Annotated in this window: 25 protein-coding genes; 14 read left to right on the forward strand and 11 right to left on the reverse strand. The window is 67.0% G+C overall.

Going from position 1 to position 25,511, the window contains the following annotated elements; genetic code table 11:
• The first annotated feature begins 101 nt into the window (after positions 1–101).
• The 4 genes from FHS00_RS17175 to FHS00_RS17190 all read left to right on the forward strand — a co-directional run bounded on the left by FHS00_RS17175 (position 102) and on the right by FHS00_RS17190 (position 4,805).
• On the forward strand, positions 102–1,301 hold the full coding sequence (locus tag FHS00_RS17175; protein ID WP_183475323.1) for an ROK family transcriptional regulator: 1,200 nt from the start codon (positions 102–104) through the stop codon (positions 1,299–1,301).
• A gap of 192 nt (positions 1,302–1,493) precedes the next feature.
• Positions 1,494–2,276, forward strand: a complete 783-nt coding sequence (otsB, locus tag FHS00_RS17180; protein ID WP_183475324.1) for a trehalose-phosphatase — start codon at positions 1,494–1,496, stop codon at positions 2,274–2,276.
• A gap of 2 nt (positions 2,277–2,278) precedes the next feature.
• Positions 2,279–3,658 (forward strand): alpha,alpha-trehalose-phosphate synthase (UDP-forming), encoded by a 1,380-nt coding sequence (locus FHS00_RS17185; protein ID WP_183475325.1) that lies wholly within the window; start codon positions 2,279–2,281, stop codon positions 3,656–3,658.
• A gap of 235 nt (positions 3,659–3,893) precedes the next feature.
• The gene (locus tag FHS00_RS17190) at positions 3,894–4,805 is read left to right on the forward strand and encodes a YihY/virulence factor BrkB family protein (protein WP_183475326.1); all 912 of its coding nucleotides are present in this window, start codon (positions 3,894–3,896) and stop codon (positions 4,803–4,805) included.
• Positions 4,806–4,842: 37 nt separating this feature from the next.
• Here FHS00_RS17190 and FHS00_RS17195 read toward each other — a convergent pair whose 3' ends face one another.
• Positions 4,843–5,655 (reverse strand): response regulator, encoded by an 813-nt coding sequence (locus FHS00_RS17195; protein ID WP_183475327.1) that lies wholly within the window; start codon positions 5,653–5,655, stop codon positions 4,843–4,845.
• A gap of 117 nt (positions 5,656–5,772) precedes the next feature.
• On the opposite strand from FHS00_RS17195, the gene FHS00_RS17200 reads away from it, so the two are divergent.
• The 9 genes from FHS00_RS17200 to FHS00_RS17240 all read left to right on the forward strand — a co-directional run bounded on the left by FHS00_RS17200 (position 5,773) and on the right by FHS00_RS17240 (position 13,549).
• Entirely contained in the window at positions 5,773–5,988 is a 216-nt protein-coding gene (locus FHS00_RS17200; protein WP_183475328.1) for a NepR family anti-sigma factor, read from the forward strand.
• Between the two features lies 1 nt (position 5,989).
• A complete protein-coding gene (locus tag FHS00_RS17205; RefSeq protein WP_085894851.1) occupies positions 5,990–6,547 on the forward strand; it encodes an RNA polymerase sigma factor in 558 nt (185 codons plus the stop codon).
• Positions 6,544–8,289: a histidine kinase dimerization/phosphoacceptor domain -containing protein gene (locus FHS00_RS17930; protein ID WP_183475329.1), complete on the forward strand. Its 1,746-nt coding sequence runs from the start codon at positions 6,544–6,546 to the stop codon at positions 8,287–8,289. Before FHS00_RS17205 ends, FHS00_RS17930 begins: the two co-directional genes overlap by 4 nt.
• Positions 8,289–9,968, forward strand: a complete 1,680-nt coding sequence (locus FHS00_RS17215) for a phospholipase D-like domain-containing protein (RefSeq protein WP_183475330.1) — start codon at positions 8,289–8,291, stop codon at positions 9,966–9,968. Before FHS00_RS17930 ends, FHS00_RS17215 begins: the two co-directional genes overlap by 1 nt.
• Before the next feature lie 357 nt (positions 9,969–10,325).
• The gene (locus FHS00_RS17220; protein WP_183475331.1) at positions 10,326–10,967 is read left to right on the forward strand and encodes an ATP-dependent Clp protease proteolytic subunit; all 642 of its coding nucleotides are present in this window, start codon (positions 10,326–10,328) and stop codon (positions 10,965–10,967) included.
• Between the two features lie 146 nt (positions 10,968–11,113).
• On the forward strand, positions 11,114–12,379 hold the full coding sequence (gene clpX, locus FHS00_RS17225; protein WP_183475332.1) for an ATP-dependent Clp protease ATP-binding subunit ClpX: 1,266 nt from the start codon (positions 11,114–11,116) through the stop codon (positions 12,377–12,379).
• Between the two features lie 4 nt (positions 12,380–12,383).
• Positions 12,384–12,758 carry a RidA family protein gene (locus tag FHS00_RS17230; protein WP_183475333.1) on the forward strand — a complete coding sequence of 125 codons (375 nt, stop codon included), beginning with the start codon at positions 12,384–12,386 and terminating at the stop codon, positions 12,756–12,758.
• Between the two features lie 57 nt (positions 12,759–12,815).
• Positions 12,816–13,199, forward strand: a complete 384-nt coding sequence (locus tag FHS00_RS17235; RefSeq protein ID WP_183475334.1) for an NADH:ubiquinone oxidoreductase subunit NDUFA12 — start codon at positions 12,816–12,818, stop codon at positions 13,197–13,199.
• Positions 13,184–13,549, forward strand: coding sequence for a DUF2155 domain-containing protein (locus tag FHS00_RS17240; protein ID WP_425486053.1), 366 nt, complete (start codon positions 13,184–13,186; stop codon positions 13,547–13,549). The genes FHS00_RS17235 and FHS00_RS17240 overlap by 16 nt, the downstream gene beginning before the upstream one ends.
• Here FHS00_RS17240 and aat read toward each other — a convergent pair.
• The 10 genes from aat to FHS00_RS17290 form a co-directional block, all read right to left on the reverse strand.
• A complete protein-coding gene (gene aat, locus FHS00_RS17245) occupies positions 13,513–14,169 on the reverse strand; it encodes a leucyl/phenylalanyl-tRNA--protein transferase (RefSeq protein ID WP_183475335.1) in 657 nt (218 codons plus the stop codon). The two genes, FHS00_RS17240 and aat, sit on opposite strands and share 37 nt — an antisense overlap.
• Positions 14,170–14,185: 16 nt before the next feature.
• A complete protein-coding gene (accC, locus tag FHS00_RS17250) occupies positions 14,186–15,535 on the reverse strand; it encodes an acetyl-CoA carboxylase biotin carboxylase subunit (RefSeq protein ID WP_183475336.1) in 1,350 nt (449 codons plus the stop codon).
• Positions 15,536–15,540: 5 nt separating this feature from the next.
• Positions 15,541–16,038 carry an acetyl-CoA carboxylase biotin carboxyl carrier protein gene (gene accB, locus FHS00_RS17255; RefSeq protein WP_183475337.1) on the reverse strand — a complete coding sequence of 166 codons (498 nt, stop codon included), beginning with the start codon at positions 16,036–16,038 and terminating at the stop codon, positions 15,541–15,543.
• Positions 16,039–16,148: 110 nt separating this feature from the next.
• Positions 16,149–16,607: a hypothetical protein gene (locus FHS00_RS17260; protein WP_183475338.1), complete on the reverse strand. Its 459-nt coding sequence runs from the start codon at positions 16,605–16,607 to the stop codon at positions 16,149–16,151.
• Between the two features lie 111 nt (positions 16,608–16,718).
• The gene (acs, locus tag FHS00_RS17265) at positions 16,719–18,668 is read right to left on the reverse strand and encodes an acetate--CoA ligase (protein WP_183475339.1); all 1,950 of its coding nucleotides are present in this window, start codon (positions 18,666–18,668) and stop codon (positions 16,719–16,721) included.
• A 29-nt stretch (positions 18,669–18,697) separates the two neighbouring features.
• The gene (locus FHS00_RS17270) at positions 18,698–19,453 is read right to left on the reverse strand and encodes an ABC transporter ATP-binding protein (RefSeq protein WP_183475340.1); all 756 of its coding nucleotides are present in this window, start codon (positions 19,451–19,453) and stop codon (positions 18,698–18,700) included.
• Between the two features lie 16 nt (positions 19,454–19,469).
• Entirely contained in the window at positions 19,470–20,228 is a 759-nt protein-coding gene (locus FHS00_RS17275) for an ABC transporter ATP-binding protein (RefSeq protein ID WP_183475341.1), read from the reverse strand.
• 10 nt (positions 20,229–20,238) lie between these two features.
• Positions 20,239–21,447: a branched-chain amino acid ABC transporter permease gene (locus tag FHS00_RS17280; protein WP_183475342.1), complete on the reverse strand. Its 1,209-nt coding sequence runs from the start codon at positions 21,445–21,447 to the stop codon at positions 20,239–20,241.
• Between the two features lie 3 nt (positions 21,448–21,450).
• On the reverse strand, positions 21,451–22,482 hold the full coding sequence (locus tag FHS00_RS17285; protein WP_183475343.1) for a branched-chain amino acid ABC transporter permease: 1,032 nt from the start codon (positions 22,480–22,482) through the stop codon (positions 21,451–21,453).
• Between the two features lie 117 nt (positions 22,483–22,599).
• The gene (locus tag FHS00_RS17290) at positions 22,600–23,943 is read right to left on the reverse strand and encodes a substrate-binding protein (RefSeq protein ID WP_183475344.1); all 1,344 of its coding nucleotides are present in this window, start codon (positions 23,941–23,943) and stop codon (positions 22,600–22,602) included.
• A 237-nt stretch (positions 23,944–24,180) separates the two neighbouring features.
• Here FHS00_RS17290 and FHS00_RS17295 point away from each other — a divergent pair, with 237 nt between their 5' ends.
• A complete protein-coding gene (locus FHS00_RS17295; RefSeq protein ID WP_183475345.1) occupies positions 24,181–25,503 on the forward strand; it encodes a short-chain fatty acyl-CoA regulator family protein in 1,323 nt (440 codons plus the stop codon).
• Positions 25,504–25,511 lie beyond the last annotated feature (8 nt).

Genomic DNA, 25,511 nt, shown 5'->3' on the forward strand with positions numbered 1-25,511 from the left:
TTGACCGAACGTTAGCGTCGATTCTGCCGGCCAGTCAATAAATAAATCCAGTTGATTTAATAATTGAATGTGCTGCATGATGGGGGCAGGGAGGAGATCGGATGGACAAATCCGAAGTGCGCAGCCTTGCGGGCGGCGCGAACCAGCGCGGATTGCGCGACCACAACGAAAGGCTACTGCTCAGCCTGATGCAGCGACATGGCCCCATGCCCGGCAGCGATCTCGCCCGGCATTCGGGCCTGTCGCCGCAGACTGTGTCAGTGATCCTGCGCCGTCTCGACGAGGACGGGATGATCACGCGCGGTGCGCCGCAGCGCGGTCGCGTCGGCAAGCCGCGCGTGCCCGTGGGGCTCGACCCGGACGGGGCGTTTTCGATCGGCCTCAAGATCGGTCGACGCAGCGCCGATCTGCTGCTGGTCGATCTGCACGGACAGGTGCGGGGCGGGCTTCAGGACACTTATGGCTACCCCGATCCGGCCCGCGTTCTGGGCTTCCTCGAACATGGGGTGGCCGAGCTGGCAGGGCGGCTGCGGCCGAGGCTCCGCGAACGGATCGCCGGCATCGGCGTGGCGCGTCCGCATGAATTGTGGATCTGGCCCGAAACCATCGGCGCACCGCCCGCCGCGCTCGACGGCTGGCGCGAGTTCGACTTCCAGGTGGAGATCGCGCGCTTCTCGCCGTTGCCGGTCTGGGTCGAGAACGATGCCACCGCCGCCTGCCGCGCCGAGCACATCTTCGGCCGGGGGCGCGAGTTTCGCGATTACGCCTATCTTTTCATCGGCTCCTTCATCGGCGGCGGGGTGGTGCTCAACCATACCGTGCTCGAGGGGCCGCATGGCAATGCGGGGGCGATGGGCTCGCTGCCGACCCGCGACGCGCAGGGCCGCCCGGCGCAGCTCATCGATACCGCGTCGCTGCATCTGCTCGAGCGGCGGCTCGTCGCCGCAGGGCACGATCCGGCCCAGCTCTGGGCGCTGCCACAGGATTGGTCGGGCATGGAGGAGGTACTCGAGCCTTGGCTCGACGAGGTCGCAGAGGAACTCGCGCGCGCGGCTGCGACGGTTTGCGCGGTGATCGATTTCGAGGCGGTGCTGATCGATGGCGGCTTTCCCGAAACCGTGCGCGCGGCCCTCGTGGGGCGGGTTCGCGCCGCGCTGGGCCGGGTCGACCTGCGCGGGCTGATCGTGCCGGAGATCGAGGCTGGTGCGGTCGGGGGCAACGCACGTGCGCTCGGCGCCGCCTGCGCGCCGATCGTCGCGCAATTCCTGCTCAACACCCATTCGGGGTTCACACCCGGCTGACATCGGCGGGTCGCGCTTGTCAAGCGACGCAACTTGGCAGACAAACAGAAGGGAGCCTGCCGCGACGGCAGGCCATGGATCGGCACCGCGCGGGAACCTGCCTAGGCGTGCAATGGTTGTGCCGGCAAGCCATGCCCCGCGCCCGCGGGACGCATGCCAGGCCCTTGAGGGCCCGTAAATTGGAGACAGGGAATGTACTACGAGATGATCGGCTTTCACGGTGAACACCAAAGCGAGCACACCGCCGATGGCGTGCCGGAGCCGAAGCTCGACCGCTCGACATTGTTTCTCGACTTCGACGGCACGCTGGTCGATCTGGCGCCGCGGCCCGATGCGATCGAGGTCGATCCCGGTCTTGGCGACCTGCTTCGCTCCCTTTCCGAGCGGACCGAGGGCCGGGTGGTGATCATCACCGGCCGCGCGATCGAGGACGTGACGCAGTATCTGCAAGGCTTCGACGGCCCGATCATCGGCGGCCACGGCGCGCAGGAGCGGATCGAGGGTGAGATCCGCAACCACGAGTTGGCCAACCCCGAGACCGTCAAGCGACTGGGCGAAATGACCACTGCCTTTGCGGCGACCCATCCGGGGCTGATCTGCGAACAGAAACCCACCGGCGTCGTGCTGCATTTCCGCCAGAACGAGGATCTCGCCTCGCAGGCCTATGCCTTCCTGCGGGCCCTGTCGGAAACCCATGAAGGCTTCGACCTGCACCATTCCAAGATGGCCTATGAGCTTCGCCCGCAGGGCATCGGCAAGGACGTGTCGATGAAGCGGCTGATGGAGAGCGAGAAGTTCAAGGGCACCATGCCGATCTTCTTCGGTGACGACGTGACCGACGAGCCGGCGCTGCATTGGGTGGCCGAGCAGGGCGGCATCGCCGTCAAGGTTGGCGAGGGCGAAACCGCTGCCGGTTGCCGGCTGGGGGATCCGCAGGCGGCGCGGAGGACGTTGCGGCGTTGGGTCGAGGCCTGAGCATGGCTGACGGACGCCTCATCGTCGTTTCCAACCGTATTCCCACCGAAGAGGCCCCGTCAGGCGGCCTCGTCGTCGCCTTGCACGACGCGCTCAAGGAGCGCGGCGGGGTCTGGATCGGCAATTCCGGCAAACGGGTCGCGTCCGAGGAGGCGCAGAAGGGCCTGACCCGGATCGCCGAGACTCCCTATGCTCGCTACAGCTTCGACCTCACCGAAGAGGAACATGCGGGCTTCTACCTGGGCTACGCGAACTCCACGCTCTGGCCGCTGTTCCACCACCGTACCGACCTCTTGGCCGTCGATCCCGATCAGGCGCGCATCTATCGCGAGGTCAACGACCGCGTGGCGGGGCTGATCGCCGAAGTGGTGCAGCCGGGCGATGCGATCTGGGTGCACGACTACCATTTCCTGCCGTTGGCCGAGGCGCTTCGCAAACGCGGCGTCGCCAACCGGATCGGCTTCTTCCTGCATATCCCGTTCCCCAACCCCTCCGACATGCCTGCCTTGTCGGAACGCAAGCTGATGCCGGGCTGGCTCTCGGCCTTCGACCTGATCGGCCTGCAGACCCGGCGCGACGTGTCCAACGCGCTCGATTTCCTGCGCGACAACGGCGCCGAACTGCTGCTGCGCGGCAAGATGAAATATGGCGACCGCAGTTTCGAGATCGCGAGCTACCCGATCGGCATCGATGTCGATGCCTTCGTGCGCGCCGCCGAGGAACACGCGGATTCCGGCGAGCATCTGCGCTTGTCGCCGGGCGAACGGCTCGTGCTCGGGGTCGACCGGCTCGATTATTCCAAGGGACTGCCGCAGCGCTTTGCGGCCTTCGGCGAATACTTGTCGAACCGCCCCGATCCCAAGATCCGCGCCACCCTGCTGCAGATCGCGCCGCCCTCGCGCGAAGATGTCGAGGCCTACAAGGAGATCCGCCAGGAACTCGAGACCATCACCGGCCGCGTCAACGGCGAGATGGCAGAGCTCGACTGGACACCGATCCGCTACATCCGCCGCAACATCCAGCGCGACATCCTGGCGGGGCTCTATCGACGTGCCGACGCCTGCCTGGTGACGCCGCTGGCCGACGGAATGAACCTCGTCGCCAAGGAATTCGTCGCCGCGCAGGATGGATCCGATCCCGGTGTGCTGATCCTGTCGCATTTCGCCGGAGCGGCGGAGCAGATGGAAGCGGCGCTGATGGTGAACCCCTATGATCCGGGCGAGACCGCTCGCGCGATCGAGCAGGCGCTGTCGATGCCCCTGCACGAGCGTCAGGCCCGTCATCTGAGCCTGATGCAGACCATCCGCGCCACCGATATCGGCTGGTGGACGCGCACCTATCTTTCGGCGCTTCTGCAGCGCGAGGAGAAGGCGTCGCACTGATTTTCAAGCGGCACATTTTTTCGGGAACCTTGGACGGCGAGACGGGTTGGATGGAAGAAGAGGCGCCGTTCCCTCGCCTCTCTCATTCCCCAAGGCCGGCGGCCGCTGCTCCTGATCATTCCCTCGGGGAGCAGCGACCGCCGGCCACCCCATTTCCCCGGCACACTTCACAACTTCCGGCTGCCATGCCATCTTCGCCGTGAGCGAAATTCCGCTCGGATAGAGCGGAGCCCGCATGCCCATTCTTTCGGCCCGGACGCGCCTGACCTTTCGCCGGTTCATAAAGTTGCTGGGAGGGTTGTGGACGTTGGCCGGCGACGTGCAGTTGGGGCTGATCGCGGCGGGTGTCGCCTTCTATTCGATCTTTGCCATCTTCCCCGCGATCGCGGCGCTGATCGCGGTATTCGGCCTTCTCGCCGACCCCACGGTCATCGAGGCGCAGCTCGAACTGATGCACGAGATTATTCCCGTCGAGGCCTATGGCCTGTTGCGCGACCAGCTCAACCTGATGCTGGCGACGCGGCCGGAGACACTGGGCTTCGCGACGATCCTTTCGACGCTGGTGGCGTTGTTCTCGGCCCGCAACGGCGTGGCCTCGCTGATCCTTGGGCTGAACCAGATCTATGGCCGTCCCAACCGCAACGGGGTGCGACAGATCCTCGTGGCGCTGTTGCTGACCGTGTCGCTGATCGCGATCGCCGTCCTAGCCATGCTGGTGGTGGTGATCGCGCCGATCCTGCTGGCAGTGCTGCCCCTCGGCCTGCGGGTCGGCTGGGCGCTCGAGGCGGTGCGCTGGATCGCGGCCTTCGGGGTGGTGCTGGCCGGGCTCGGGGTGATCTACCGCTTCGGGCCGAACACGCGCGGCATGCGCGGTCGCTGGATCACGCCGGGCGCCTTCCTCGTGATCCTGTTCTGGCTCGCCGCCTCGGCCGGGTTTTCCTACTACCTATCGCATTTCGGCAAATACAACGAGGTCTACGGCTCCATCGGCGCCGTGGTGGCGCTGCTGATGTGGCTCTATATCTCGGCTTGGCTGGTGCTGCTGGGCGCGGCTGTCAACGTGGTCTGGGCGCGCGTGCTGCGCGCCGAGACGCCGTCACGGCCGCAGCCCTCTCCGATCGAACATCGGCCGATCCGGATCGGATGAATGCGGCCCGGCGCGATGGCCGGGCCGTGGTCTGTCCTCAGCCGTGCAGCGGACCGGTCGAGGAGAAGAACATCGCCTGGCTGACCGCCGAACGCACCTGCTCTTCGCCGTAGGGCTTGGAGATCAGGAAGGCCGGCTCGGGGCGCTCGCCCGTCAGCAGTCGCTCGGGGAAGGCGGTGATGAAGATCACCGGCAGGTTGCCATGCGCCTCGAGGATGTCGCGCACCGCGTCGATGCCCGAGGAGTTGTCGGCCAGCTGAATGTCGGCCAGCACGAGGTCGGGCTTCTCCTGCTGGGCGAGCTTGACCGCGTCGTCGCGGGTCCGCGCGACGCCGGTGATGGCGTGACCCATGTCGGAGACGATCGACTGCAGGTCCATGGCGATGATCGCCTCGTCCTCGATGACCAGGATCCGGCCCGAGATGCTGTCTTCCATCTCCTGCCGGGCGATCTTCACCAGATGCTCGACCTCGTCGATGTCGATCTGCATGATCTCGGCGATCTCCTCGCTGGAGAAATCCTCGATCGTGTGGAGAAGCAGCGCCTCGCGGGTGTTCGGGGTCAGCTTGGCGAGATGCGCCTGCGCCGCGGCGGCGAGGCCGCTTTCGTCACCCGAGACGGGCGCGCCGGAGCTGATCCAGATGGTATGGAACACCCGGAACAGCGCGGTGCGCGGAGAGGCGTCCGTGTCGAAGACCGAGCGATCCTCGAGGATCGCCTCGAGCGTCGCCGCGGCATAGGTGTCACCGCTGTTCTGGCTCCCTGTCAGTGCGCGTGCATAGCGGCGCAGGTAGGGCAGCTCGTGCCCGATCACCGTGGCGAGGTCGGGTGCGGTGGTGGTTGTCGTCATCGGCTGAGAGTCCCCAAATTCATTTTTTCTGGAACCGAACGTGCCCATCGGCATTGTGGTTCCATGATGCGGCCATGCTAAGCGAGGCTGCCGATAATGACGAGGGTATAAGCGGGAATGACACAAAGGGACCAGGGAAGCGCGCGTGGCGATATCGACGCCCACCTCAAGCGCGCGTTCCAGCAGCTCACCGACGAGGCCTTGCCGGACCGGTTCACCGATCTGTTGGCGAGACTGAAAGCCGGTGAGGGTGCGGAAGCCGCATCGTCCGAGGCCGACCAGCCGTCGCCGGACCGGGAAACCGCGCATGCAGGCAAGGTGGGCAGGGGCTAGAATGAGCCATCAAGATCCGAGAGATGAACTGGTCGGGCACCTCCCGGCCATGCGAGCCTTTGCGCTGTCGTTGACGCGCAATGGCGCCCAGGCCGACGACCTCGTGCAGGATACGGTGGTCAAGGCTTGGACGAATTTTGACAAGTTCAAGCCGGGGACCAATCTGCGTGCTTGGCTGTTCACCATCCTGCGCAACACCTTCTACTCGGGACGCCGCAAGGCGCAGCGCGAAGTGGCCGATGTCGACGGCGTGTTCACCGCGTCGCTGGCGGAAAAGCCCGCGCATGATGGCCGGCTGCAGATGAACGACTTTCTGCGGGCCTTTGCCCAGCTGCCAGACGAACAGCGCGAGGCGCTTGCGCTGGTCGGCGCGTCCGGCTTCTCCTACGAGGAGGCGGCGGGCATGTGCGGCGTGGCGATCGGCACGATCAAGAGCCGTGCCAATCGCGCAAGGGTGCGCCTCGCAGAGCTGCTCGAGCTCGAGGACGAAGACGGGCTCGGGATGACCGACGAGGCGACGATGGCGGTGCTGGCAGCCCATGGTGGGCCGCACTTGTGACGCAAAGCATTGGCGAGCGGGACCGGGCGGCGCGGGCCGGCGGCTGGTTCAGCGCGCACGGATTGGTGCTGCGGGTGGTCGCTTTCCTGACCATCGCATTGATGCCGATCGGCCTGATCGCGATCTACCAGACCGCCGAGTTCCAGCGCGAAACGCTGCGGCGGTCCGAACTGTCATTGCTTGCGCTGACCGCGCAGGCCGGCGCGCCGGTGGAACAGACCATCGAGCGCGCCTTCGGCGTGGCCGAAGCGCTGGGCGTGGTGATCGACGAGCTCGACGATCCTGCCAGCTGCTCGGCTTATCTCAATCGCTATATCGAGGGCCGCAAGCTCTACGCGATGATCGGCTTGGTCGATCCCGACGGGATCATGCGCTGTTCCTCGCGGGCGGACTCGCTCGACATGCGCGGCACGCGCATCTGGGAGCAGATGGACATCGCCCCCAACGCGATCGTCACCCTGAGCCAGCGCCCCGAGATCGCCGAAGAGCCGGTGATCAACGTAGCCAGCCCGATCGTCGAGGACGGCGCGCTGGTGGGGTATGTCCAGCTGGCGATCCCGCAGCGGCGCATCGCCTCCCCGGTCACCACGCTGCAGGCGGAACGGCAGCCGATGCAGCTCGTCACCTATAACGAGCTGGGCGAGATCCTGACCATCCAGAACCCCGACCGCCCGCTCGAAACCCTTCTGCCGGAGGGGTTTGACCTCGCCAGCAAGACCGGTCTGCGCGCCACCGCGACCGCCGCGCGCTCGCCTTCGGGCGAGCGTCTCGTCTATGCGGTGACGCCCCTGGTTACCGGGGCGGTCTTCGCGCTGGGCGTCTGGCCCGCCTCCGAGGGCTTTGCCTCGCCGCTGCTGCCGAGCCTGTTCCCGGTGCTGATGTGGGCGGCGAGCCTGCTGGTCGCCTATTACGCCATTCATCGCCTCGTGATCCGCCATGTAAGCCGGCTGGGTCGCTCGATGCGCCGTTTCGGCGCCAACCGGCAATTGCCGCCGCGCGGCAGCGCCAGCGACATGTCGCGCGAGCTGCGGGAGATCGAGGGCGAGTTCGTGCAGATGGCCGGCAACATCCTGCAGGACGAGGCCCGGCTCGAAGATCAGCTGCGCGAGCGGGGCATCCTGCTCAAGGAGGTGCATCACCGGGTCAAGAACAACCTGCAGCTCATCTCTTCGATCATGTCGATGCAGATGCGGCGGACCCGCGACGCCACCACGCGCGAGATCCTGAGCCGGCTGCAGGACCGGGTGCTCGGGCTGGCGACGATCCACCGCACGCTATATGAAAGCGAGGATGTGGGCCGGGTGAACGCGGCCCGGCTGCTGCGCGAGATCGTGGCGCAGCAATCGGGCGGGGCAGGCACGCGGGCCGACCTAGCGGTCAAGCTCGACCTCGAGGATCTGGAACTGTTGCCGGATCAGGCCGTTCCCCTCTCGTTGCTGACATCCGAGGCCCTGGCCAACGCGTTGGCCAATGCCGCACCCGATGCCGAGGGCGCGGTCTGGATCTCGGTGGCATTGCGGAGGGAGGAGAACGGCATGGCCTGTCTCGAGATCGCGAACTCCGCAGCAGCGCGCGACGCAGCCTCCGCCGGGCCGAGGGGGCAGGGGCTCGGCATGAACCTGATCCAGGCCTTCGCCGCGCAGCTCGGCGGCCCGAGCGAGACCCGCCACGAAGCGGGTGTCTACCGTCTCACCACGCGTTTCGCGGTACGCGAGATGCAATACGACCCGCAGGATTACTGATGGCCGGAGACCCGGATGAAGGCGACGTGTTCCCGTTGCGCGAGCGACGCGGCACGCCGCTGACCGACACCGACTACGCCGAGAATAATCCCGCGCATGAGCGTTGGGGCCGGGCAGTACTGCCCGACCCCGTCCTGCCGGCGGATGCCGAGACGCCGATGCCGCTGATCACCGCCGAGCAGGCCTATCCGGTGTTGGAGCGCTGCTTTCTCGAGGCCCGCGACCGTGTCCGCATGTCGTTTCGGGTATTCGATCCCTTCACCCAGCTGCACAGCGTCTCGGCCCGCAAGATCGGCGATATCTGGTTCGACCTGATCGCGCACAAGCTGCGCGAAGGGTTGAAGGTCGAGATCGCCATCACCGATTTCGATCCGATCGCCGTCAACGCAATGCACGCCATGACTTGGGACGCGATGCGCGGGCTGATCGCGGCGGGCGAGGCTTCGGGCCATCCGGAGCGGCTGACCGTACGTGCGGCGATGCATCCCGCCCGCGTCGGCGCGGTGCCGCGGGTGCTGATGTGGTACAAGACTTGGAGCGAGCTGCGCCTGACCGCGCGGCGGCTGAACGGGATGCCGCGCGAAGAGCGCGAGGAGATGCTCAGCCTGCGCCCTGGCCTCGGAAATCACCTTACCGAACGTGGCGGCAAGCTGGTGGCCCGGCTCTGGCCGATCCCGGAGCTTTATCTGGCCACCCATCACCAGAAATTCGCGGTGTTCGACGACAAGTGGCTCTATATCGGCGGGCTCGATCTCGACGACCGGCGCTACGACACGCTGCGTCACGATCGACCCGCACAGGAGACCTGGCACGACGTGCAGCTCTTGATGGGCGGCGACGCGGTCGTGGCCGATGCGCACCGCCATCTCGACAGTTATCTCGCGATCAATTGCGGAGCGCAGCCGCAGCCCACCGGACGCATCCTGCGCACGATCTCGGCCCATCGCCGTCCCGCCATTCTGCGGATGTCGCCCAAGCGCAAGGTGGGCGAGCTGTTCGAGGCGCATCGCGACCTGTTCTCGAAGGCGCGCGACCTGATCTACATCGAGACCCAATTCATGCGCGACCGTGACCTTGCGCGCGATCTCGCGCGGGCGGCGCGGGCGAATCCCGGTCTCGGTCTCGTCATGGTCCTGCCGGCAGCGCCCGAGGACGCGGCCTTTTCCAAGGCCCGTGTCGACGCGCGCTACGGCGACTATCTGCAGGCGCGTTGCATCCGCAAGATCCGCCGCGCCTTCGGCGATCGGGCGCTGATCGTCTCGCCGGCCGTGCCCCGCCGTGCCGATGCCAAGGATCAGGGGCCTCGGGCGCGGATCTGGCGGGCGCCGATCATCTATGTCCACGCCAAGGTGACGGTCGCGGATGGCCGCGACGCGATCGTCTCGTCGGCCAATCTCAACGGGCGCTCGATGCATTGGGATACCGAGGCAGGGGTGCGGCTCGACGGCGGCTCGGCGCTGCAGCTGCGCGATGCCTGCATGCAACATTGGCTGGGCGAGGATGCGCCTCCCGCACCGGGCGAAACCGGGCCCGAGCTGGTGGCGCGCTGGCGCGGCATCGTCGAGGCCGACCGCGCCCGCGTGCCCGAGCTGCGCCAGCACAAGCTGCTGCCCTATCCGCTGCGCCCCGCCTGGCGTCTGGGCCGCAACCTGCCGGGCGTGCCCGAGGCGATGGTCTGACCGGCGCCGCGTCGCGGCGGAACCTCACAGCGTAGGCCGCGTTGGGCGACACACGACTTGACCGAGAGGACGCCATGACCATCGCTGCGATGGTGGCCGCCCTTGCGGGTCTGGTGGTGGTTGCGTTCCTGATCTTCGTGCTGACTGGCGGAGACGACTGAGCATGCAGGGACGGACCATGGCCGTTTCGCTGCCGGACGGTCACCGGGCCGTCGCCCCGCCCGGCGCTGCCGGCGGCGCGGCGGTCCGAACCGCCGCGCCGCGCCAGGTGCAGTTGAAACCCCCCAAGCGGACAACTAAGACTCTGTGAGGACAAGATCCGCACGAGACGCAAGCGTTCCCGAAAAGGCAGAGCAGATGCACGATCCCGTTGAGACCTACATGAACCTCGTCCCGATGGTGGTCGAGCAGACCAGCCGCGGCGAGCGCGCCTACGACATCTTCTCGCGCCTGCTGAAGGAGCGCGTGATCTTCGTCAACGGCCCGGTGCATGACGGCATGAGCCAGCTCATCGTCGCGCAGCTTCTGCACCTCGAGGCCGAGAACCCGAAGAAAGAGATCTCGATGTACATCAACAGTCCCGGCGGTGTCGTCACCTCCGGCCTGTCGATCTACGACACCATGCAGTACATCCGGCCCAAGGTTTCGACGCTGGTGATCGGCCAGGCGGCCTCGATGGGCTCGCTGCTGCTCACCGCCGGCGAGAAGGGCATGCGCTTCTCGCTGCCCAACTCCCGCGTCATGGTGCACCAGCCCTCGGGCGGCTATCAGGGCCAGGCGACGGACATCATGATCCACGCCGCCGAGACCCAGAAGCTGAAGAACCGCCTGAACGAGATCTACGTCAAGCATACCGGCCAGCCGCTCGAGAAGGTCGAGGCCGCGCTCGAGCGCGACAACTTCATGTCGCCCGAGGAGGCGCGTGACTGGGGCCTGATCGACGAGATCCTGACCAACCGTGATCAGGGCGACGACAAGACGCCCAACACCGCCGGTTGAGGCGACGCGCGGTCACCCCGTCAATCCGGGGTGATCGCTCTCCCGGCACCGGGATTTTGGCGTTGTGGCCGCGAAATGGCTGCCCTATCGTTTGGAGAAGGGCAGTCCGAGAGAGATAAGCAGGGCCGATGGCCCGGGGGTTCGATATGGCAAGCACGTCCGGCGGCGACAGCAAGAACACGCTCTACTGCAGCTTTTGCGGCAAGAGCCAGCACGAGGTGCGCAAGCTCATCGCGGGGCCGACCGTGTTCATCTGCGACGAATGCGTCGAGCTGTGCATGGACATCATTCGCGAGGAGACGAAGGGCTCTGGCCTGAAATCCTCCGAAGGGGTGCCAACTCCGCGCGAGATCTGCGACGTGCTCGACGATTACGTGATCGGCCAGCTGCATGCCAAGCGCGTGCTCTCGGTCGCGGTCCATAACCACTACAAGCGGCTCAACCACGCGGCCAAGTCCTCGGACATCGAGCTGTCGAAATCCAACATCATGCTGATCGGCCCGACCGGCTGCGGCAAGACGCTGCTGGCGCAGACGCTGGCGCGGATCCTCGACGTGCCCTTCACCATGGCCGACGCAACCACGCTGACTGAAGCCGGCTATGTCGGCGAGGATGTCGAGAACATCATCCTCAAGCTGCTGCAGGCTTCGGAGTACAACGTCGAGCGGGCGCAGCGCGGCATCGTCTATATCGACGAGGTCGACAAGATCACCCGCAAGTCCGACAATCCCTCGATCACCCGCGACGTCTCGGGCGAGGGCGTGCAGCAGGCGCTGCTGAAGATCATGGAAGGCACCGTCGCCTCCGTGCCGCCGCAGGGCGGGCGCAAGCATCCGCAGCAGGAGTTCCTGCAGGTCGACACCACCAACATCCTGTTCATCTGCGGCGGCGCCTTCGCCGGTCTCGACAAGATCATCGCGCAGCGGGGCAAGGGGTCGGCCATGGGCTTCGGCGCCGATGTCCGCTCCAGCGACGATCGTGGCATCGGCGAGATCTTCGGCGATCTGGAGCCCGAGGACCTGCTGAAGTTCGGCCTGATCCCGGAATTCGTCGGCCGTCTACCGGTGATCGCCACGCTGACCGACCTCGACGAGGACGCGCTGGTCACCATCCTGACCGAGCCCAAGAACGCGCTCGTGAAGCAGTACCAGCGGCTGTTCGAGATCGAAGACACCAAGCTGACCTTTACCGAGGACGCGCTCAAGGCGATTGCCCGCAAGGCGATCGAGCGCAAGACCGGCGCGCGTGGCCTGCGCTCGATCATGGAGGGCATCCTGCTCGACACCATGTTCGAACTGCCCAGCCTGGCGAGCGTCACCGAGGTGGTGGTCAACGAGGAGGCAGTGGGCGACGGCAAGCCGCTGATGATCCATGCCGATGGCGCCAAAAAGGAAACCGCTTCCGCCGGCTGAGGCCATGGAGCGCTTCACCTCCGGATCGGAATTCGAGGGACGGATCGGCTACAGCCGGTCCGTCCTTTGCGATGGATGGATCTTCGTCTCGGGCACCACCGGCTACGACTACGCCACGATGACGCTGCCCGAGGGGATCGAGGCCCAGTGCCGCAACGCGTTGGACAACGTGGCACGGGCGCTGGAGGCCGCCGGATCGGGCATGGACCGGGTGGTGCGCGTCACCTACATGCTCCCCGACCGCGGCGAGTTTCCGGCCTGCTGGCCGCTGCTGCGCGCCGCCTGGGGCGCGGCGCCACCAGCCGCGACGATGATCGAATGCGGGCTGATGGAGCCCGCCATGAGGATCGAGATCGAGGTCACCGCGCGGGCCCTCTAGATGCTGGACCTCGCCGCGCGTTTGCGGCATGACGGGCCGCAGGACAGGAGACGGATCATGAGCTTCGGCAGCACCCTCAAGCGCTTCTTCACCTGGTGGCACGGGCAGAGCTTCGGCACGCAGCTCTTCACCTGGCGCAACGGCACGAAGGTGGGCGAGGACGCGCAGGGCAACGTCTATTACCGCAACGCCGACGACTCGAAGCGTTGGGTGATCTTCAACGGCGAGATCGAGGCGACCCGCATCGATCCCGACTGGCATGGCTGGCTGCACCGGATCTGGGACCAGCCGCCGAGCGAGCGGCCACTCGTGCATCGCCCCTGGGAGAAGCCGCACCAGGAAAACCTGACCGGCACGGCGATGGCCTATGCGCCGAAGGGCTCGATCCGTCGCGCCGCCCCGGCCGAGATGAAGGATTACGACGCGTGGCAACCCGAATGATCCGCCTCGCCGCGCTGGCGATCGCGCTGGCGGCTCCTGCCGCTGCGCAGGAGGCCACGCAGGCGCCGGGCGGCGTGGTGCGCGTGCTCGACAAGATCACCGGCATCGTCACAGATCTCGACCTCGCCGCGGGCGAGAGCGGCACCGTGGGCCACCTGTCGATCGTGCTCGACGAATGCCGCTACCCGGCCGACAACCCCTCAGGCGACGCCTATGAGCGTCTGGAGGTGCGTTACCGCTCGGTCGAGACGCCGGTCTTCCAGGGATGGATGATTGCCTCGGCCCCGGCGCTCAACGCCATGGACCACCCGCGCTACGACGTCTGGGCGTTGCGCTGTAAGACGTCCTGAGCCGGGGCCGGAGGCCCGGGCGCAAGGAAGCTCGCCTGTGATTCGAGCGCGGTCTGCAGCTCGGCCCGGTACTCCGCCCGCGACAGCTCGACAAAGCCGAGGCTCGCGAGATGCGGCGTCAGGAACTGCGCGTCGAACAGCCTGAACCCGCCGAGCCTGAGCCGATCGACCAGCCAGACCATGGCGAGCTTCGATGCGTCGGTGGCGCGCGAGAACATGCTTTCTCCGAAGAAGGCCGCCCCGAGCGTCACGCCGTAGATGCCGCCCACGAGCTGCCCCTGCTGTCGGATCTCCACGCTGTGGGCGAAGCCCAGATTGTGGAGTGACATGTAGAGTTCGGCGATTTCGTCGTTGATCCATGTCTCCGTGCGGTCGGCGCATCCCGCCAGCACCGCTTCGAAGTCGCGGTTCACCGCGACCTCGAACCCGCCACGGCGCATCCGCCGGGCGAGGCTGCGCGAGATGCGCAGCCGGTCGAGCGGCAGCACACCTCGCAGCCGCGGATCGACCCAGAAGATCTCCGGGTCGTTCCGGCTTTCGGCCATCGGGAAGACGCCCTGCGCGTAGCCATGCAGCAGCAGCTCGGGCGTCAGCCGGGAGTCGTCGGGCCGCGAGGACATGCTGCGCGGCCCCGCCTTATCCCTGCAGCGTCTGCTCGAGCCAGTGCTCGAGCCAGTGGATGTTGTAGTCGCCCGAGAGGATGTCGGGCTCACCCAGAAGCGCGTGATGCAGCGGCACGGTGGTGTCCACGCCGTCCACGATCAGCTCGCCCAGCGCCCGGTTGAGACGCGCCAGCGCCTCGGCCCGATCCTGGCCATGCACGATCAGCTTGGCGATCAGGCTGTCGTAATAGGGCGGGATCCGGTAGCCGTCATAGAGTGCGCTATCCATCCGCACGCCAAGACCGCCCGGCGCATGGTACTGCGTGATCCGGCCGGGGCAGGGGGCGAAGTTCGGCAGCTTCTCGGCGTTGATCCGGACTTCGATCGCGTGGCCGCGGATCTGCAGATCCTCCTGCACGAAGGACATCGGCAGGCCGGAGGCGACGCGGATCTGCTCGCGCACCAGGTCGACGCCGAAGATCGCCTCGGTCACCGGATGCTCCACCTGCAGGCGGGTGTTCATCTCGATAAAGTAGAACTCGTCATTCTCGAACAGGAACTCGATCGTGCCGGCGCCGGCATAATTGATCTTGGCCACGGCGTCGGCGCAGACCTTGCCGATCCGATCGCGCAACTCGGGCGTGATGCAGGGGCCGGGGGCCTCTTCGAGCACTTTCTGGTGACGCCGCTGCAGCGAGCAGTCGCGCTCGCCCAGATGCACCGCACCACCCTTGCCGTCACCGAAGACCTGGATCTCGATGTGGCGCGGCGTGGTGAGGTACTTCTCGATATAGACCTCGTCATTGCCGAAGGCGGCCTTGGCCTCGGAGCGCGCGGTCTGGAAGGCGCGCTCGATCTCGGCCTCGGACTTCGCGACCTTCATGCCGCGACCGCCGCCGCCGGCGGTGGCCTTGATGATCACCGGGTAGCCGATCTCGGCGCCGACCTTCCGGGCCGCTTCGACGGACGGCACGCCGCCATCCGAGCCCGGCACGCAGGGTACGCCCAGCGCCTTCATCGTGTCCTTGGCGGTGATCTTGTCACCCATGACACGGATGTGCTCGGCCTTGGGGCCGATGAAGGTCAGGCCGTGATCCTCGACCGCCTGCACGAAGGCGGCGTTCTCGGAAAGGAAGCCGTAGCCCGGATGGATCGCCTGGGCGCCGGTGATCTCGCAGGCCGAGAGGATGGCCGGGAAGGAGAGATAGGATTGCGACGAAGGCGGCGGGCCGATGCAGATCGCCTCGTCGGCCATGCGGACATGCATGGCGTCCGAATCGGCGGTGGAATGGACGGCGACGGACTTGATGCCCATCTCGCGGGCCGCGCGCACGACGCGCAGGGCGATCTCGCCGCGGTTGGCGATGAGGATCTTGTCGAACATGGGGCTCACTCGATGATCATCAGCGGCGCGCCGAACTCGACGGGGCTGCCGTCCTCGACGAGGATGCGCTTGACCGTGCCGGAGCGCGGGGCGGGAATCTGGTTCATGGTCTTCATCGCCTCGATGATGAGGACCGTGTCGCCTTCCTTGACCTGGGCGCCGGGGGTGACGAAGGCGGGCGAGCCGGGCTCGGCCTGCAGATAGGCGGTGCCGACCATCGGCGAGGTGACGGCACCCGGATGGCTCGCGGGGTCTTCGTTGGCCGCGGCAGCGGGGACGGCAGCCGGGCTGGGGGCCGCGGCAGCCATCGGCGCGGGATGGCTCTGCTGCGGCATGGCGACCTGCTGGACCACTTCGCGGGCGCGGCTGACGCGGACGTTCAGGCTGTCATTCTCGCCGTAGTCGCGCTTCACCTGAAGTTCGGTCAGGTCGTTCTGGTTCAGCAGTTCCGCCAGCGCGCGGATGAAGCTGACATCGCTGTCGTGGCTGGTCTTGTCGCTCATAGCTCTGGGCCCCTCGTATCACGCCCGTCCGGGCTGCAGTTCCGGGGGCTTATACGCCGGTTCGCTGGGCGAGGAAAGCAGCCGCGACCTATGCCGGGCCAGCCCCTGCGTCAGTCGGGCGCGGGGGGCGTCCGGGGATCGGCATGCACCTCCGCAGGCGGCTCCCGGTCCGCCGCCACGGGGGCGGGTGGCACTTCCGGAAGCGCGGCGCCGTCGTCCGGCGCGGTCCGCTCTGCTGTAGCCTCGGCTTCGGCAAGGCGCGCCGCCTCCGCCTCCCGGCGGGCTTCCGCGCTTTCGGCATCGGGCAGGATGGCCACGCCCCAGGGTTTGAGCGCCCGCTCGGGCGAGTAATCCTGCGCGGGGGAGCCTCCCGCCATCAGGCCTGCCTGCACCAGCCCGATGCTGCTCTGATCCGGCGGTCGCGGGGAGATGGGCGCGGGCGCCGCCGTCCGGGTGACGGGCGGCACGTCGCGACGCGGACGCGCGGCAGAGACCTCGCCGGTCCGCTCGGGTTGGCCGACCGCGAACACCGGGGCCGAATACGGGGAAATCGGTCTGAACGAATCCATCAAAAGCTCCCGAATCAGGAGCCCCCACCATGGCCGAGCATGAAGGCAATCTGTTGACCAAACGTAAGGCAGGCGGCAGGGGACCTGTCGAACGGGCCCCCGCCGCCTCTTTCAGCCGCGATTCATGCGGTTGGCGATGAGATCTTCTACCACCAGTGGCTCGGCCAGGGTCGAGGTGTCGCCCAGGCTGCCGTAGTCGTTCTCTGCGATCTTGCGCAGGATGCGGCGCATGATCTTGCCCGAACGGGTCTTCGGCAGGCCGGGGGCCCACTGGATGCAGTCGGGCTTGGCGATCGGGCCGATCTCCTTCCGGACCCAGTTCTCGAGCTCGCGCCGCAACTCGTCGGTGGCCTCGATCCCTTCCATCAGCGTGACATAGGCATAGATGCCCTGACCCTTCACCTCGTGCGGGTAGCCGACCACGGCGGCCTCTGAGACCGCCTTGTGCGCCACCAGCGCGCTCTCGACCTCGGCGGTGCCCATCCGGTGGCCGGAAACGTTGATCACGTCATCCACGCGCCCGGTGATCCAGTAGTAACCGTCGGCGTCACGGCGGCAGCCGTCGCCAGAGAAGTAGTAGCCCTTGTACTGCGAGAAGTAGGTCTGCTCGAAGCGGTCGTGATCGCCCCAGATGGTGCGCATCTGCCCCGGCCAGCTGTCGGCGATGGCGAGCACGCCCTCGGCTTCGGTCTCCTCGATCACCGCACCCGATTGCGGGTCGAGCACGACCGGCTGCACGCCGAAGAAGGGCAGGGTGGCCGAGCCGGGCTTGGTCGCGATCGCGCCCGGCAGGGAGGTGATCATGTGACCGCCGGTCTCGGTCTGCCACCAAGTGTCGACGATCGGCACGCGGCCCTTGCCGATGACCCGGTCGTACCACTCCCACGCCTCGGGGTTGATCGGCTCGCCCACCGTGCCCAGCACCTTGAGCGACGACAGATCGCAGCCCTCGGCCCATTGCTCGCCTTTGCCCATCAGGGCGCGGATTGCGGTGGGCGCGGTGTAGAACTGGTTCACCTTGTGCTTTTCGCAGACCTTCCAGAAGCGCGAGGCATCGGGATAGGTCGGGACGCCCTCGAACATCAGCGTGGTCGCGCCGTTGGCCAGCGGGCCATAGACGATATAGCTGTGCCCGGTCACCCAGCCGACATCTGCCGTGCACCAATAGACGTCGCCGTCATGGTAATCGAAGACGTATTGATGCGTCAGCGCGGCATAGGCCAGGTAGCCGCCGGTGGTGTGCACCACGCCCTTCGGCTGACCGGTCGAGCCGGAGGTGTAGAGGATGAAGAGCGGATCCTCCGCGCCCATCTCCTCGGCCGGGCAGTCTTCGGAGACGCCGTCCTCCATCTCGTGCAGCCAGTGGTCGCGGCCCTCGACCATCTCGACCGCGCCCCTGGTGCGCTTGACGACGAGCATCTGCGTGCCTTCGGGGCATTTCTCGAAGGCCTTGTCGGCATTGGTCTTGAGCGGGGTGTTGCGGCCGCCGCGCGGCGCCTCGTCGGCAGTGATCACCACCTTGGCGTCGCAGCCGGTGACGCGGGCCGAGAGCGCATCGGGCGAGAAGCCCGCGAAGACCACCGAATGGATCGCGCCGATCCGCGCGCTGGCGAGCATCGCATAGGCCGCCTCGGGGATCATCGGCATGTAGATGACGACGCGATCGCCCTTTTTCACGCCCATCTTCTTGAGTACGTTGGCGAACTTGCAGACCTGCGTGTGCAGCTGCCGGTAGCTGATGTGCTGCGCCTCGGCCTGCGGGTCGTCCGGCTCCCAAATGATCGCGGTCTGATTGCCGCGCGTAGCGAGGTGCCGGTCGATGCAGTTCTGCGCGACGTTGAGTGTGCCGTCCGCGAACCAGTTGATCGCGACCCGGCCCAGCGTGAAGTCGGTGTTCTTGACCTTGGAATAGGGCTTGATCCAGTCGAGCCGTTTGCCCTGCTCGCCCCAGAACGCGTCGGGGTCGTTCACCGATTGGGCATAGAGCCGGTCATAGCCGGCGCGATCGATATGGGCGCGGGCGCGCACCTCCTCATTCGGCTCGTGAAGCTGCGGTGTCATGAGCTGATCCTTCATTCTCTCCCTCGTGCTCAGATCGCGAGGTAGCGCTGCCGCAATGCCTCGTCCTCGAGCACCTCCTGTGCCGATCCGTCATAGACCACCGAGCCGGTGTCAAGGATCACGGCCCGGTCAGCGAGCTTGAGCGCGGCGACCGCGTTCTGCTCCACGATGATCGTGGTAATTCCCTGATCGCGGATGATGTTCAGCGTCTTGGCAATTTCCTGCACGATCACGGGAGCGAGACCTTCGTAGGGTTCGTCGAGCAGCAGAACCTTGATGTCGCGCGCCAGCGCCCGGGCGATGGCCAGCATCTGCTGCTCTCCGCCCGACAGCGTGACGCCTTCTTGCTTGCGGCGCTCCTTGAGCCGGGGGAACAGCCCGTAGATCCGCTCCAGGGACCAACCTACGGGGGGAGCGATCTGCGCCAGCTGCAGGTTCTCCTCGACGGTGAGGCCGGGGATGATGCGGCGATCCTCGGGCACCAGCGCGATGCCGTTGGATGCCGCCTCATGCGCCTTCATCTTGTGCAGCGGCTTGTGGTCGAGCCAGATCTCGCCATGCCGGAGCGCCGGGTTGTCGAGCCGGGCAATGGTCCGGAGCGTCGAGGTCTTGCCCGCGCCGTTGCGGCCCAGCAGCGCCAGGATCTCGCCCTCGTGGATGTCGAAGCTGACCCCCTGCACGATGTAGCTCTCGCCGTAATAGGCCTGGATGTCCCAGACGGAGAGAAACTTGGGGTGGGTCGCGGCGCTGTTGCGGTCGCGGTCGAATGTCGCTGTCTCGTTCATCTGCGTTCTCCCGCGTTCAGACCTGCGCCTCGCCCAGATAGGCTTCGCGCACCTTTGGGTGGCCCTTGATGTTCTCGGGCGTTTCCTCGACCAGCGGCGTACCTTGGGCCAGAACGGTGATCCGCTCGGCCAGCGAGAACACCACATGCATGTCGTGCTCGATGATGCACATGGTGATGTCGCGCTTGGCCTTGATCTCCTTGAGCAGGTCGATGGTGTTGTTGGTGTCGGCCCGCGCCATGCCGGCCGTCGGCTCGTCGAGCAGCAGCAGCTTGGGCGACTGCACCAGGCACATCGCCATCTCGAGCCGACGCTTGTCGCCGCGCGACAGGCTCGAGGCGATCATGTTGCGCTTGTCGAGCATGTTGACGTCGGCGAGCATCGCCTCGGCCTGTTCGCGGATGTCCGCCTCCTTGCGCACCGTCTCGTAGGCGTGCAGCCGGAACGCCCCGTCGCGCCGGGCAAAACAGGGGATCATCACGTTCTCCAGAACGCTGAGATCGGCAAAGATCTCCGGCGTCTGGAACACGCGGCTGATTCCCATCTGGTTGATCTCGTGCGGCTTGCGCCCGAGCACCGACTGCCCGTCGAACATCACCGAGCCCGAGTCCGGTATCAGCTTGCCGACGAGGCAGTTGAGCAGCGTCGACTTGCCCGCCCCGTTGGGGCCGATGATGGCGTGGACGGTGTTCTCCCGGACCGAGAGGTTGACGTCGCCCAGCGCCTGCAGGCCGCCGAAGCGCTTGTTGACGCCCTTGACTTCGAGAATGCCCATCTCGGCCTCCTTATTCCGCGGCGGCGCGCTGGCGCGCGGCGTCGGATTCCACGTGGTCGGCGTTGCGGTCGCGGCGGCGGAACAGGCGTCCCGTGCGCTGCGCGCCCTCGACGAGGCCGCCCGGCAGGAAGATCACGACCAGCATGAACATGATGCCCAGCGTCAGGTGCCAGCCCTTGCCGATGAAGGGGTGGATGACCGTCACCATGAAGTTCTCCAGCCCGTCGGGCATGAAGGCGAACCACTGGTGCAGGATGCCGTCGTTGATCTTCGAGAAGATGTTCTCGAAGTATTTGATGAAGCCGGCACCGAGGACCGGCCCGATCAGCGTGCCGGCGCCGCCGAGGATGGTCATCAGCACCACCTCGCCCGAGGCGGTCCACTGCATCCGGTCGGCACCCGCCAGCGGGTCCATCGCCGCCAGCAGCCCACCGGCGAGGCCGGCATACATGCCCGAGATCACGAAGGCCGCGAGCGTGTAGGGCCGCGAGTTCAGCCCGGTGTAGTTCATCCGCTGCTGGTTGGATTTCACCGCGCGCAGCATCATGCCGAAGGGCGAGCGGAAGATGCGGACCGAGAGGTAAAAGGCGATGAGCATCAGCAGCGCGCAGAAGTAATAGCCGACCGAGAAATCCCAGGTCCACGGGCCGACATAGAGCGTGGTGGTGTCGCGCATCTCGGCGCCGAAGAGCGAGGTGACGGGCAGCCCGCCGCTCGAAGCGCCGTCGAGGATGCGCGGATCCGAGAGCGTCAGCTGCAGGCCGGTCTCGCCATTGGTGACCGGGGTCAGCACCGAGTAGGCGAGGTTGTAGCTCATCTGCGCGAAGGCCAGCGTCAGGATCGAGAAATAGATGCCCGAGCGGCGCAGGCTGACGAAACCGATCACCAGCGCGAACAGCCCGGCCATGATGATCGACAAGAGGATCGCCGGGATCACGTTCATCGACAGCAGCTTGAACATCCAGACGGCGGAGTAGGAGCCGATCCCCAGGAACGCGGCGTGGCCGAAGGAGAGGTAGCCGGTGAGGCCGAACAGGATGTTGAAGCCGATCGCGAAAATCCCGAAGATCACGAAGCGCTGCATCAGGTCGGGATAGCCCGCGTTGAACTGCGCCAGCGCCGACCCGGCCGGGAAGGGGTTGAGGATGATCGGGGCGAGCAGGGTGATGAAGGCCACCGCGAACATCAGGAGTGTGTCTTTGCGCTCAAGTCCGAGCATGGCTTAGTCCTCCATCACGCCGCGCCGGCCCATCAGGCCGCGGGGGCGCGTCAGCAGAATGACGATGGCGACCAGGTAGATGATGATCTGGTCGATGCCCGGCAGCAGCGACTTGACCTCGTTCATCGAGGCAAAGCTCTGCAGGATACCGAGCAGGAACCCGGCCAGCACAGCGCCAGGCAGCGAGCCCATGCCGCCGACCACGACGACCACGAAGCTCAGCACCAGGAAGTCCATGCCCATGTGGTAGTTCGGGCTGAGGATCGGCGTGTACATCACCCCCGCGAGGCCGGCGACGGCGGCCGCGAGGCCGAACATCAGCGTGAACCGCTTGTCGATGTCGATGCCCAGGAGCCCCACCGTCTCGCGGTCGGCCATGCCGGCGCGCACCACCATCCCGAAGGTGGTGAACTGCAGGAAGGCGAAGACGCCGGTGATGATGGTCCCGGCGAAGAAGAAATAGACTAGCCGCCAGTAGGGGTAGATGATGGTGAAGGGGTCGAAGCCCAGCCAGACGCCGATGTCGAGGCTGCCGCGGAACGCGCTGGGCGCGGGCGTCGGGATCGGGTTGGCGCCGTAGAAATACTTGATGATCTCCTGCAGCACGATGGCGAGGCCGAAGGTCACGAGGATCTGGTCGGAATGGGGGCGCTTGTAGAAGTGCTTGATCAGGCCGCGCTCCATCACGAAGCCGACCAGCACCATGACCGGGATCGCCAGCACGATCGCCAATGGCACCGCCCAGTCGACGATGGCGGCGCCGATCTCGGGGCCGAACCAGTTCTCCACATAGGGGGTCTGGACCTTCAGCGGGTTGCCGAGGAAGTCGGTGCGCTCGGGGTCGATGGTGGTGACGCTGATGGTCAGAATCTTCTGCAGCGTCACGGCGCAGAAGGCGCCGATCATGAACAGCGCGCCATGCGCGAAGTTCACCACGCCCAGCGTGCCGAAGATGAGGGTGAGGCCCAGCGCGATCAGCGCGTAGGCCGATCCCTTGTCGAGCCCGTTCAGGATCTGGATGAGTATGGCGTCCATGGTCCCCGTCCGTATGTGAGGATGGTCAAGCCGCCCCGGATCGCGCGCCCGGCATGGGCGCGCGTCGGGAGGGGCCGGTCGCGACATGCGCGACCGGCGGTCTCGGGTGGTGACGCCTCAGGCGCCCGGGTTGCACTCGCCCAGCGCGCCGCCGGCGAACATCGGGTGGTCTGCCGCGTAGGTGACCTGCTCGGTCGGCGTGACCTCGACGATCTCCACGAGATGGAACTCGTCCTGCGGGTTCTCGGCGCCCTTCACCACGACCACGTCCTTGAAGCACTGGTGGTCGTCGGCGCGGTAGAGCGTCGGGCCGTTGCCGAGCCCGTCGAACTCGTAGCCCTCCAGCGCCTCGACCACCGCGCAGGGGTTGAAGTCGCCGGCCCGCGCCACCGCGTCCGCATAGAGCAGCGTCTGCACGTAGCAGGTATGCGCGGCCTGCGAGGGCGGGAAGCCGTACTTCTCGCCGAAGCTCTTCACGAAGGCCTGGGTGCCGGCGTCCTCGAGTTTCCAGTCCCAGTTCTGCGAGCCGGGAATGCCCTTGATCGCCTGTCCCGCGCCGCGCGCCATCAGCTCGGAGTAGAGCGGCACGACGATCTGGAAGTCCTTGCCGTTGGCCTGCCGGTCACGCAGACCGAACTGCACCGCCTGGGTGAGCGAGTTCACCATGTCCCCGCCGTAGTGGTTGAGCACGAGGATGTCGGCGCCGGAGTTCAGCACTGGCGCGATGTAGGACGAGAAATCGCCCGCGCCGAGCGGCGTGCGCACCTTTTCGGTGGTCTCCCAGCCCATCGCCTCGGTCGCCGCCGCGATCGATTCCTCCTGGGTCCAGCCCCAGGTGTAGTCGGCGGTCAGGTGATAGGCGCGCCGGTCGGTGCCGTAGAGGTTCTGCAGCACCGGTGCCAGCGCCTGCGCCGACATGTAGGCGTTGAAGAAGTGGCGGAAGCCGTTGGCCTTGCGGTCCTTGCCGGTGGTGTCGTTGGAGTGGGTGAGACCGGCCATGAAGATGACGCCGGCTTCCTGGCACAGGCCCTGCACCGCGATCGCCGTACCCGAGGACGAGCCGCCGGTGATCATCACCGCGCCGTCCTTCTGGATCATCGACTGGGCGGTGGCGCGGGCGACGTCGGATTTGGTCTGGTCGTCGCCGGTAACGTATTCGACCTTCTTGCCGAGGATGCCGGTACCGTCGAGCGCCTGGCTCGAGAAGGTCTGCAGCATGCCGCCATCGCCGCCGCCATTGAGATGCTCGACGGCGAGTTCGAGCGCGCGCAGCTCGTCCGCACCCTCGTCGGCATAGGCGCCGGTCAGCGGCACGTTGAAGCCGAGCGTTACGGTCGAGCCGGTGGGCGCATTGGTGAAGGCGCGCGCCTGTGACGTGAAGATCGTTGGCAGCGCGAGCCCCGCACCGCCCACCGCGCCGGTCTTGAGCAAGCCGCGGCGCGAGAAGGTCTGTCGTGTCATGTGGTCTCCTCCCTGGATTATCGGTCGACCCGCCGGGAACCTCCTCCGCTCCTGCTGGCCGCCACACCTTCCGGTGCCTTGCAAGTATCGACGCAATGGTGAAAACCGAGCAACAAATGCTTGGCGGGCCGCCAGTTTCCTGTAAATTTCTGAACATGGCGCGCCGAAAACCAGTCAACAATTTCTCTCGCGCGCGCAGCATCGGCGCGGCACCGACGGCGCGTATCGGGGGGCTTCATGGGGCTTGAGAGGCGCGGTGCGCGGCTCGCCGGGGCGCGGATCCGGGCGCGGCGGCTCGATCTCGGGCTGGCGCAGACCGCGCTGGCGCAGCAGGTCGGGATCTCGGCCTCCTACCTCAACCTGATCGAACATGACCGGCGCCGGATCGGGGGCCGGTTGCTCAACGCCATCGCCCGCGTGCTCGATCTCGATCCGGCGCAGATTGCCCAAGGCGCCGACGGCGCGCTGGTAGGTCGCCTCGAGGCGGCGGCGGCGCAGCACGACGTGCCCTTGGCCGATGCCGAGGTGCTGGCCGGGCGGTTTCCCGGCTGGGCCGGGCTGATCGCGGCGCAGGCGGCGCGGATCGAGACGCTGGAGGCGCAGGTCGCGGGGCTGAGCGACCGGCTGGCGCATGATCCCGAGCTGTCGGCCTCGCTGCATCAGGTGATCACCGCCGCCACCGCGATCCGTTCCACCGCCTCCATCCTTACGGGCGGCGAGGCGCTCGACCGCGACTGGCAGGCCCGGTTCCACCGAAACATCCATGCCGAGAGCTTGCGGCTGGCCGAGAGCAGCCGCAGGCTCGCAGGTTTTCTCGAGGCCCCCGGCACCAGCGACGCGGCGCTGACACCGCTCGACCGGGTCGAGCGGTTCCTCGACCGCATGGGCCACCACGTCGCCGCGCTAGAGGGGCCCAACCCGGCGCTGTCGCCGGAGGAGGTCGCGATGGGCGCGCCCGACCTCGACCCGGCAGCGCGCGAGGTGCTGCGCCGCTGGCTGGTGACCTACCGCGCGGATGCGCAGGCATTGCCGCTCGAGCAGGTGGCGCAGGCCTGGCGCGAAGCTGCGGATCCGCTGGGGGTCGCGGCGCGACTCGGCTGTGATTTGCCGCGGTTACTGCGTCGGCTGGCGACCCTGCCACCGGGTGCCGGGCCGGCGCAGGTCGGCTTCGTGGCCTGCGACGCAGGCGGCGCGCTGGGTCCGCGCCGGGCGCTCGACGGTCTGACCCTGTCGCGCGGCGCGGCCGCCTGTCCGCTCTGGCCGCTCTACGAGGCGCTGTCGCAGCCGGGACGCGCCCTGCGGGTGCGCGCGGCGATGCCGGGCGAGAGCGGCGCGGTGGTGCTGTGCCACGCCGTTGGTTGGATCGAGACGGGGCCGGATTGGGCCGGGCCCGCGCGGCCGCGCGCAGCGATGCTGATGCTGCGCGAGGAGGGCGGGGCGGAGACCTCCGGCGCCGTGCCGAGACGCGAGGTCGGCCCCGGCTGCCGGCTCTGCCCGCGTGACGCTTGCCCGGCGCGGCGCGAGCCGCCGTTGGTGCCGGTACGGTCCGATGCGCTTTGACAGTATCG

The sequence above is a fragment of the Limimaricola variabilis genome (assembly GCF_014195545.1).
GTDB lineage: Bacteria > Pseudomonadota > Alphaproteobacteria > Rhodobacterales > Rhodobacteraceae > Limimaricola > Limimaricola variabilis.